The organism is Paenibacillus sp. D51F, from assembly GCF_053345695.1.
In genome coordinates this window covers 51,824-62,465 of record NZ_JBKFAO010000020.1, presented here as the reverse complement: position 1 = coordinate 62,465, position 10,642 = coordinate 51,824, and the positions used below count along the sequence as shown (strand labels likewise).

Here is a 10,642-nt window from a genome sequence, read left to right as displayed (position 1 = left end):
GCCGCCGAGCGGCTCCGCGCCGCGGCGGCGCTGCTGGCGCCGCATCCGGCGCTGGCCGGAGCGGCCGACGCGATGCTCGCCCGCGCGGCGCGCCTCGGCGCGAGCCGCTTCACGATCGCGCTGTTCGGCGCATTCAGCGCAGGCAAATCCTCGCTCGCCAACGCCTTGATCGGCGAGCGCGCGCTGCCGGTGTCGCCGAATCCGACGACGGCGGCGATCAACCGCATCCTCGCTCCGACGGCGGAGCAGCCGCATGGAACGGCCCGCGTCTCGATGAAGTCGCGGGATGATCTGCTCGAAGACCTGCGCTACTCGCTGTCGCTGCTCGGCGAAGACGCCTCCGCCTCCGGCGAGGAGGAGCTGCTGCGCCGGATGGGAGCCTTGCAGCCGGACGGCATCCACGCCGCCGGACGGCCGCATTACAGCTTCCTCAAGGCGGCGCTTGCCGGCTGGCCGGAGCTCTCGCCGCTGCTCGGACAGGAGCTGCGCGTCGGAGAGGAAGAGTACAGGCGCTACGTGGCGGAAGAAAGCCGCTCCTGCTTCGTGCGCGAGATCGAGCTTTATTACAGCTCGCCGCTGACCGACCAGGGCATCGTGCTCGTGGACACCCCGGGAGCCGATTCCGTCAACGCCCGCCATACGGGAGTCGCCTTCAACTATATCAAGAATGCCGACGCGATCTTGTTCGTCACCTATTACAATCACGCGTTCTCGCAAGCCGACCGGCAGTTCCTGATGCAGCTTGGAAGGGTGAAGGACCAGTTCGAGCTCGACAAAATGTTCTTCCTCGTCAACGCGGCCGATCTGGCTTCCTCGGAAGGGGAGCTGAAGGACGTGCTCGGCCATGTGGAGAGCAACCTGCTGCAGCATGGCATCAGGTTCCCGAGACTGTATCCGGTCTCGAGCCTGCTCGGCTTGCAGGGCAAGCAGTCCGGTGACAGCGAGAAGCTGGAGCGTTCGGGCATCCCGGCCTTCGAGCGCAGCTTCCTCTCCTTCACGCGCGACGAGCTCGGCTCGCTGGCCGTGCAGGCGGCGGACATGGAGATCAGCCGCTCCGTCTCCGTCATCGACAGCTGGCTCGCCGCTGCCGAAGGCGACGCGGGCAGCCGGGCTGCTGAGCTCCAGCGGCTTCAGGAGCTTGCTTCCGAAGCGCTGCAGCTGCCGAGCGAAGCCCGCGGGAACGTGCCGGCCGCAGAGCTGGACAAGGAGCTGCAGGAGCTGTTCTACTACATCCGGCAGCGGATCCAGTACGGTTTCGGCGAGTTCTACCAATACGCCTTCAATCCCGCCAGCCTGCAGGACGACGGACGGGATTTGCGGCGCGCGGTATGGACCTCGTGGCTGGAGCTGCAGCGGATGCTGCAGATGGAGCTCTCCCAAGAGCTGCTGGCGACGACGCTCCGGCTGGAGAGCGCCGGCAATTCGCTCATCCGCAAACGCTACGAGGAGAGCGCCGCGAAGCTCAAGCACCATCTTCCCGGCTTCATGCCGGAACCGTACGAAAGCATCGCCTTCCCGGCTCCGCCGGAGCCTTCCCCGTGGAAATGCGATACCGTGGAGGCCAAGTGGCTCTATGGAATGTTCCGCAATCCGCGGAGCTTCTTCGAGGGAGAGGGCAAGAAGAAGCTGCGCGACGAGCTGGAGGCGAAGCTTGGCGCGTCCATCCGCGTATGGATGGATGCCGCCGGCCAAGACTGGAAGGCGGCTTATGCCTCCCGGCTTGCATCCGGCCTTGAAGAGGCCATGTCGGCTTTGTCGGAAGCCTTTATCCGATATTCCGACGGAACGAGGCTGTCGCTCCAGGACAACAGCGGCCTCGAATCGCTGCGCGAGATGCGCGGCGGATTGGATCGGCTGCAAGCTTCGATATAACCGCCATCTTCCTTCCCTGCACGGCCTCCATATGAGGCCGTGCTTTTCTTCGTCAGCGCAGCCCCTCCCATGCATTCCATTCCGCTTTTTGCCAAGCAAATCCAGCTTCTGTCCCGCCAAAGCGGGGCCATTCAGGCTGACAAAGCTTTATCGAAAAAGCCGTAAAACCCGGCTGAATCCAGCCTTTTCTCCCCTTCGGAACAATGCCGCTGCATTCATTCCGGTAAAGAACGAATTAATCCGTTTTCAACAAAAAGACTCTTTTTAAGCATATTTTGGCGAAAATGTGTCATGCGAGTGACAATAACGTGATTATTCGGAGAATACCCCCCCTCGGGCTTCCCTCACTATCCCTGAGCGGGGCAGAGGTGGATATTCGGCTTCTGAAGGCGTTTGCCGGAGGAGAGGGATGCTGATAACATTCATCCATATTGCAAAGATTTCCATCACCAAACCTAACAAATGGGGGAGACATCAACTTGGAGGTTTTCAAGAATCTCAAGCCGTTTTACTGGGTCGAGCGAAAGTTCATCTTCGCCTCGATCCTGTGCCTGGCCTGCGCGACGGCGCTCGGCCTGGTGTATCCGAACCTGCTTCGGTATCTGATCGACGACGTCATCCAGACGAAGAATTGGGGAGTCGTGCCTGCGCTGTCCCTGACCGTCGTAGCCGTCGTGTCGCTGAAGGGATGCCTCAACTTCCTGAGCGGCTTTTTCGGCGGCAGGCTCGGCAACCGCGTCGCTTACCGGATGCGGAATGCTTCCTATGCCAAGCTTCAGGAGCTCAGCTATCCCTATTACGACACGGCCAAAACCGGAGACCTCATGTCCCGCCTTACCGCGGACCTGGAGGCTATCCGCCAGTTCGTCGGCTTCGGCTTCGCCCAGATCCTGAACACGGTGCTCATGATCCTGTTCGGCGGCATCATGATGCTCAGCATCGACTGGCAGCTGACGCTGATGACGCTCGTCACGATCCCGCTGCTCGCCTTCGCGGCGATCCGCTTCGAGAAGAACATCCATCCCGCCTTCCGCGAGATGAGGCAGGCGCTCAGCCATCTGACGACGGCGGTCCAGGAGAACATCACCGGCGTCCGTACGGTGAAATCCTTCGCCAGGGAATCGCATGAGGTGGAGAAATTCTCGGTGCGCAGCACCGCCTATCAGAACAATCAGGTCGGGGCCGCGGCCATCTGGGCGCGCTTCTTCCCGCTCATGGAGCTGCTTGCCAATATGGGCGTCGTCATCCTGCTCGTGGCCGGGGGCCTGCGGGTCATCGACGGGCCTCTGACGCTCGGGGAGCTTGTCGCCTTCTTCAGCATGATCTGGTACATCATCGGTCCGATGTGGAACATCGGTTTCCTGATCAACAACTACACGCAGTCCAAGGCTTCCGGGGAGCGCGTGCTCGAACTTCTCCATTCCTACGTCCATGTGAAAAGCGTCGAGGACGCGGTCGTCCTCGAGAAGGATACGATCAAAGGCCATGTCCGGTTTGAAAACGTCACCTTCTCTTATGCGGACAAGGAGCCTGCCCTGCGCGACATCAGCTTCGACGCCCCTGCGGGCAAGGTGATCGGCCTGCTGGGCGGCACAGGCTCCGGCAAGAGCACGATCATCCAGCTGCTGATGCATGCCTACAACGTCAAGCAGGGCCGGATCACGATCGACGGCTTCGACATCCGCAACGTCGACGTGCAGAGCCTGCGCAGCCAGATCGCGACCGTCTTCCAGGAAACCTTCCTGTTCTCGGCCTCGATCCGCGACAATATCGCTTATGCCAACAAAGACGCCACCATGGAGGAGATCGAACGCGCAGCCAAGCTCTCCAAAGCCCATGAATTCATCATGGAGCTGCCGCTCGGCTACGACACGCTCGTCGGCGAGCGCGGCATGGGCCTCTCGGGCGGCCAGAAGCAGCGCATCGCGATCGCCCGCGCCTTGATCCGCAATCCGCATATCCTCGTGCTCGACGACGCTACCAGCGCGGTCGACATGGAGACCGAGCATGAGATCCAGGCCGGCTTCAAGGAGCTGATGCATGGCCGGACGACATTCATCATCGCCCACCGCATCAGCTCGCTCAAGGACGCCGACGAGATTCTCGTCCTCGACGGAGGCCGGATCACACAGCGCGGCACCCACCAGCAGCTGATCCGCCAGCAAGGTCCTTACCGGGACGTCTACAACATCCAGTACGCCGACCGTCCGCAAAGCGGCGAAGACGAACCGGCCGTGAAGGGAGGAACGGCATAATGGCAAGCAAGAAGAAGGACATCCTTCCGGAAACCGGCCAGGCGGGAAGCCTGGACGAACAAATGCAGGCCGCGGCGGAATCCCAGCGCCAGCGCTTCAAGTACCAGGATGACGACATCATCGAGAAGCCGTTCAACTGGAAGCAGATCGGGCGCCTGTTCGGCTACATGAAGCCGTATTACCGCCAGCTCATCCCGATGGTGTTCATGATGCTGCTCGGCACTTTCACGCGCCTGGCCGCTCCGGCCGTCATCATCCTTGCCATCGACGACGCCATCGGCAAAAACAACAAGAACATGCTGCTCGTGTACGGCGGCGTCATGCTGGGTCTCTACATCATCCAATGGATCGCGAACACGATCCGGATCAAGTATACGAACATCATCGGACAGAAGGTCATCTTCGATCTGAGGCAGCAGCTGTTCGAGCATATCCAGAAGCTCAGCTTCCGCTTCTTCGACAAGCGCCCGGCCGGCTCCGTGCTCGTGCGCGTCACCAATGACGTCAACTCGCTGCAGGACCTGTTCACGGGCGGAGTCATCAACCTGCTCATGGACTGCATCCAGCTCGTCGGCATTGTGGCGATCCTGCTACTCTGGAACTTCAAGCTCGGCCTCGCCGTCATGATCACGGTTCCGCTCATGTTCGTCGTCTCGACGGCGCTGCGCAAGCGGATCCGCTTCGCCTGGCAGGACGTCCGGATCAAGCAGTCCCGCCTCAATTCCCATCTCAACGAAGCGATTCAGGGAATGAAGGTGACGCAGGCTTATGTCCAGGAGAAAGAGAACTACAAGTTCTTCGACAATATGAACACGGTCAACCTGAACAGCTGGAACCGCGCGTCGGCGCTCAACCAGACGTTCGGTCCGGTCATCGAGATCACCTCGGCGATCGGCACGCTGATCCTGTTCTGGTACGGCTCCCATCTCATCCAGGTCGGAGCGATCACGATCGGCGTGCTCGTCGGCTTCGCCAACTATGTCGGCAACTTCTGGGATCCCATCAACCGGCTCGGCCAGATGTACTCCCAGCTGCTCGTCGCGATGGCGAGCTCGGAGCGGATCTTCGAGTTCATCGACGAGGACCCGACCGTCAAGGAAAGCGGCCGCGCCCGCATGCTGACCGGCGTCAAGGGCGATGTGAGCTTCGAGAATATTGTCTTTGAATATGAAAAGGGCCGCCCGGCCTTGAAAGGCATCTCGCTGGAGGCGCGCGCGGGCCAGTCGATCGCCCTCGTCGGCCATACGGGCTCAGGCAAAAGCACGATCATCAATCTGCTCTGCCGCTTCTACGATCCGGTGGAAGGTAGGGTGACGATCGACGGCACCGACATCCGCGACGTCACCCTCGAAAGCCTGCGCACTCAGGTCGGCATCGTGCTTCAGGACACGTTCATCTTCTCCGGCACGATCCGCGACAACATCCGCTTCGGGCGGCTGAACGCGACCGACGAGGAAGTGGAGATGGCTGCGCGCGCCGTGCATGCCCATGATTTCATCGCCAGCCTTCCCGACGGCTACGACACCGAGGTCCAGGAGCGCGGCAGCGTGCTGTCGATGGGCGAGCGGCAGCTGCTCAGCTTCGCGCGGGCGCTGCTCGCCGATCCGTCCATCCTCATTCTCGACGAGGCGACGGCCAGCATCGACACGGAGACGGAGCTCAAGATCCAGGAGGCGCTCAAGACGCTGCTCGCCGGCCGCACGAGCTTCATCATCGCCCATCGTCTCTCGACGATCCGCCACTGCGACAATATCATCGTGCTGGATCACGGACGCATCGTCGAGCAGGGCGACCATGCCCGGCTGATGCAGCACGGGGGCGTGTACCGCGGCCTCATCGACGCCCAATACCGATTCCTTTCCGCCTGAGCTTGCGGGAAGCGGAGCGGGAAGCCGGTTCCCTTTCGGGATCCGGCTTTTTTTATCCTGCCGGAAGGACTTCATTCGTGGGAAGGTCATGCGAAGCATAGCAATCGCCGGCATCGACGCTATCGTTCCGGAGGCGCACAAGGCTCGCCAGGATAAGGTTCTCCATAAGGCAAGCTTGATTTTTCGATAGACAGCATCCACAATAAGATGACATTCGTCTCGGTATTCATTGCCATGGAGGCAGATGCCATCAACGCCATTATATAGGGGGTATCATCATGTCCTACGGTTCTCCGCTCTCTTCGCGGGCCCGCAAAATGCTTCTGCTCGGTTCAGGCGAGCTCGGCAAGGAAGTGATTATCGAAGCGCAGCGTCTGGGAGTCGAGACGGTCGCCGTCGACCGGTACGCAGACGCTCCCGCCATGGGCGTCGCCCATCGCTCCCATGTCATCGATATGCTTGATCCGGAGCAGCTCCGGAATCTGATCAAGCTGGAGAAGCCCGATCTCATCGTGCCGGAGATCGAAGCGATCGCCACCTCCACTCTGGTCGAGCTGGAGCAGGAGGGCTTCAAGGTCGTTCCGACGGCGCGCGCCGCCCGGCTGACGATGGACCGGGAGGGCATCCGCAGGCTCGCGGCCGAGACGCTGCGCCTGCCGACCGCGCCCTACCGGTTCGCCGATTCCTACGAGGAGATGCGCGACGCCGTGCTGGAGCTCGGACTGCCTTGCGTCATCAAGCCGATCATGAGCTCGTCGGGCAAAGGCCAGAGCGTCTGCCGCTCCGAAGCGGAGATCGCCAGCTGCTGGAATTACGCCATGGAAGGCGGACGCGCCAAGAAGAAACGCGTCATCGTGGAAGGCTTCGTCCATTTCCAATCCGAAATCACGCTGCTCACGGTCCGTTCCGTATCGGGAACCGTCTTCTGCGAGCCGATCGGGCATGTGCAGAAGGACGGCGATTATATCGAATCGTGGCAGCCGCATGGCATGAGCGCCGCCCAGCTGGAGCAGTCGGAGCATATCGCCAGACAGATTACGGACGCTCTCGGCGGCTGGGGCTTGTACGGAGTCGAGCTGTTCCTGACGGAACAGGGCGTCCTGTTCAGCGAAGTGTCGCCGCGGCCGCATGATACGGGCATGGTCACGATGGCCACGCAGGATCTGTCCGAATTCGCGCTGCATGTGAGGGCGATTCTCGGCTTCCCGGTTCCTTCTGTCCGCCTGCTGTCGCCGGGAGCGAGCCATACGCTCAAGGCGGCCCGGGACCACCGCGATTTCACGATCGAAGGTCTGGAGGAGGCGCTTGCGGTTCCATCGACTCAGGTTCGGGTATTCGGCAAGCCCGACACGAGAAAGGGCCGCCGCATGGCGGTCGCGCTCAGCACCGCCTCGGATGCCGAGGAAGCGAGAGCTCTCGCCAGATCCGCCGCAGAAGCTTTGTCCGTGTCCTACAACGATTGATTTGCCGGCGCCGCTGGTTGTCCGGCGCATATATAGCCGTTCCGGTTCTCCTGCTTCAGGAGAGTCCCGGAGCGGTTTTTTATTGCGGCGCCTGAAGCCGGGCAGTGTGCGAAAAGCCGAAAAACATTGTGCTGGCTTTATTTGCAAATTCTTGTCGAAAGCCTTATTTTTAAGTACAAAGCGTCGAAAATTAAAAAACGGTAAATGAGTCAAGGGGGATAAGAGAATGGATTCCAGCCGGTTATGGCGGATTCTTGGCACGGGCTCGCTTGCAGCCACGCTGCTGCTCGGCGGAGGCTTTGTTTATGCCGTCCAGGATATGCTCGGCAGCGGAAGCGGCCTGTCGGCTCCGGCAAAAAAACCCGTCCTCGCGGAGACGGGCGGCTCCTTCGCGGATGCTTCAACCATTTATGTGACCGCGCTGGGGGATTCCTTGACGAAAGGCATCGGGGACAACACCGGTGAAGGGTATGTGAAGCAGGTGCTCAAAGGTCTCGGCGAGGCGACAGGAAAACCGGTTCAGCAAATCAACAATCTGGCTGTCGCCGGCCTGACGGCCAGCGAGCTGGACGAAATGCTGGAAAAGGACCAAGGGATGGCCTACCCGATTCGGCAAGCGAACCTGATTCTGCTGACGATCGGAGGCAACGACCTGTTCCGGACTGCATTGGCGCAAGCGGAGGACGGCAATGCAGCCGATATTTCGGTGGAAAGCGTCGCGTCGCGCATTCCGGACGCCATTGCATCGTTCAAGAGCGTGATCGGCCGGATCCGTGCCATCAATCCGGACGCGACCATAGCTTATATCGGCCTATATAATCCATTCTACGACATTCCGGAATTGAAAGAAGGAATCGTTCCTGTACAGAAATGGAACGACGAGGCATTCGCCGTACTCGGCAAGGACCCGCACGCAGTTCTGGTTCCGGTGCTGGATCTGTTCCAGCTGCATGGCTCCGGCTACTTGTCATCCGACCATTTTCATCCCAACCATGAAGGCTATGTGAGAATTTCGGACCGCATCATCCAGTCGCTGAGCTGAGTCAAGAGTATCGCTGGATGATTCAGAAATAGGCAATGGATCAAGATATAGGGACAAGGATCAGGGCAGGAGGCGGCCATAGTGACGATAGAGTACAAAATCAGGAAGCTTGATCAGGAAAAGGAGGTCTTGCCGCAGAAGTCGGAGCCGGAACCGGACGGAAGGGACAAGCGCCTGTCCGAAGCGGCGACCGTTCTGTCCGTGCGCGGACTGAAGAAGAAGATCCGGGGAACATGGATCATCCATCAAGTGGATTTCGATGTGAAGGCCGGCGAAATTTTCGGCTTTCTCGGGCCGAACGGCTCCGGCAAGACGACGACGATCCGCATGCTCGTCGATCTCATCAAGCCGACGGAAGGGGAAGTGCTGATCGGAGGGCACAGCGTGCAGCGGAATCCCGAGCGGGCGCTCGCCGAGGTCGGCTCCATCGTCGAAAATCCGGAGATGTATCCGTTCATGAGCGGATGGGAGAATTTGGAGCATTTTGCGCGCATGCAGAGAGGGATCGACAAAAACCGCATCCGCGAGGTGGCGGAGATCGTCCGGCTCGACGACCGCATCCATGACAAGGTGAAAACCTACTCGCTCGGCATGCGCCAAAGGCTCGGCATCGCGCAGGCGCTGCTGGGACGTCCCAAGCTGCTCATTCTCGACGAGCCGACGAACGGCTTGGATCCGAAGGGCATCAAGGAGCTGCGCGAATTCATCCGGATGCTGGCGGACAGCGGCATCAGCCTGTTCATCTCCAGCCATCTGCTGAGCGAGATCCAGCTGATGTGCGACCGGGTCGCGATCATCGCCGGCGGACGCGTCCTGTCGGTCGGACGAGTGGACGAGCTGGTGGCGCAAGCCGGCTCCTATGTGCTGTGGAAGACCGACCGGCCTGCGGAGGCGGAGAAGCTCCTGCTCCAGGAGCCGCAGCTCCGTATTCTGAGGGAGGGCGAATACCGGATGGACGAGAGCGCGCTCGCCCATCTGGAGGGTGCGGTCGTCACGACCGTCCCGGAGGCTGTGCTGCCCGGACTCGTAGCCCGTCTGGCGGGAGCGGGCATCGCCATCCATGCGGTGCAGCGCGTCGCGCCTACGCTCGAAGAGATGTTCCTGACGCTGACGGAGGAGACTGAATCGTGAGAGACCTGCTGCCGCTGATCCAGAATGAAACCTTGAAAATTTGGAAAAAGAAACGGTTCTATGTTATCCTTCTTATTCTACTGGTGCTGATTCCGATCTTTACTTATGCGCAGATGAGGGTGTCGCAGACCAACGCCGTCCACTTCAAGGATTGGCGCAACCAGATCCAGCAGCAGATCACGGATCTGCAGAATACGCTGGCCAGCGACAGAGTGCCCGAGGAGTGGAAGAAATACGACCGCATCGAGATTCTCCGCCTGCAGTATTATCTCGATCATGACGTGAATCCAAGCAGTCCGGACGCCGTCTCGTTCACCAGGCAGTTCATGGCGAGCTCCGTCTCGCTTTTCTTCCCTCTAATGATTTTGGCGATCGCCTCCGATCTAGTATCGGGAGAGCGCTCGAGCGGCACGATCAAGATGCTGCTGACTCGGCCGGTGAAGCGCTGGAAGATCCTCATGAGCAAGCTTGTCGCGCTGACGCTGTACGTATCGCTCGCGATCGTAGCGACAGGAGCGGTCTCCTACCTGATATCGGGCGCCGTATTCGGCTACGGAGGCTGGAGCATGCCGGTGTTCACGGGCTTCGGCGTCCAGGGCGGCACGATCGACGCCAGCGGCGTGCATGCCGTGCCGCAGTGGCTGTACCTGTTCATGCAGAGCGGGCTGATCTGGGTGTCCTGCATGACCGTCGCCGTCTTGTCGCTCATGGTTTCCGTGCTGCTGAGAAGCACCGCCGCCAGCATCGTGACGATGATGGCGGCCGTCATTTCCGGCACGATCCTCTCGGGCATGACTTCCTCCTGGGAGAGCGCGAAATATTTATTTTCGGTGAACATCGACCTGACCGATTACCTCGAAGGCGTGCCGGCGCCGATCGACGGCATGAATCTCGTTTTTTCGCTAGGCGTGCTCGCGGCATGGTCCGCGGCGGCTTTGGCCGTATCTTTCGGCATCTTTACGAAACAGGACATCTTGAATTAAAATAGCTAAGATTCTCGGATGCGCATCG

7 protein-coding genes are annotated in these 10,642 nt (G+C 60.4%); all 7 read left to right on the top strand.

The window, feature by feature from the left end:
* A partial coding sequence (locus ACLBWT_RS22315; RefSeq protein WP_447665274.1) for a dynamin family protein occupies positions 1–1,872 on the top strand: 1,872 nt, incomplete at its 5' end.
* 479 nt (positions 1,873–2,351) lie between these two features.
* Complete coding sequence (locus ACLBWT_RS22310) at positions 2,352–4,127, top strand: ABC transporter ATP-binding protein (RefSeq protein ID WP_447665273.1); 1,776 nt, start codon at positions 2,352–2,354, stop codon at positions 4,125–4,127.
* 62 nt (positions 4,128–4,189) lie between these two features.
* On the top strand, positions 4,190–5,995 hold the full coding sequence (locus ACLBWT_RS22305; RefSeq protein WP_447665279.1) for an ABC transporter ATP-binding protein: 1,806 nt from the start codon (positions 4,190–4,192) through the stop codon (positions 5,993–5,995).
* Between the two features lie 278 nt (positions 5,996–6,273).
* Complete coding sequence (gene purT, locus ACLBWT_RS22300; protein ID WP_447665272.1) at positions 6,274–7,458, top strand: formate-dependent phosphoribosylglycinamide formyltransferase; 1,185 nt, start codon at positions 6,274–6,276, stop codon at positions 7,456–7,458.
* Positions 7,459–7,684: 226 nt separating this feature from the next.
* The gene (locus tag ACLBWT_RS22295) at positions 7,685–8,500 is read left to right on the top strand and encodes a GDSL-type esterase/lipase family protein (protein WP_447665271.1); all 816 of its coding nucleotides are present in this window, start codon (positions 7,685–7,687) and stop codon (positions 8,498–8,500) included.
* A 174-nt stretch (positions 8,501–8,674) separates the two neighbouring features.
* Positions 8,675–9,631 (top strand): ABC transporter ATP-binding protein, encoded by a 957-nt coding sequence (locus ACLBWT_RS22290; RefSeq protein WP_447665278.1) that lies wholly within the window; start codon positions 8,675–8,677, stop codon positions 9,629–9,631.
* The gene (locus tag ACLBWT_RS22285; RefSeq protein WP_076356250.1) at positions 9,628–10,614 is read left to right on the top strand and encodes an ABC transporter permease; all 987 of its coding nucleotides are present in this window, start codon (positions 9,628–9,630) and stop codon (positions 10,612–10,614) included. The genes ACLBWT_RS22290 and ACLBWT_RS22285 overlap by 4 nt, the downstream gene beginning before the upstream one ends.
* Positions 10,615–10,642 lie beyond the last annotated feature (28 nt).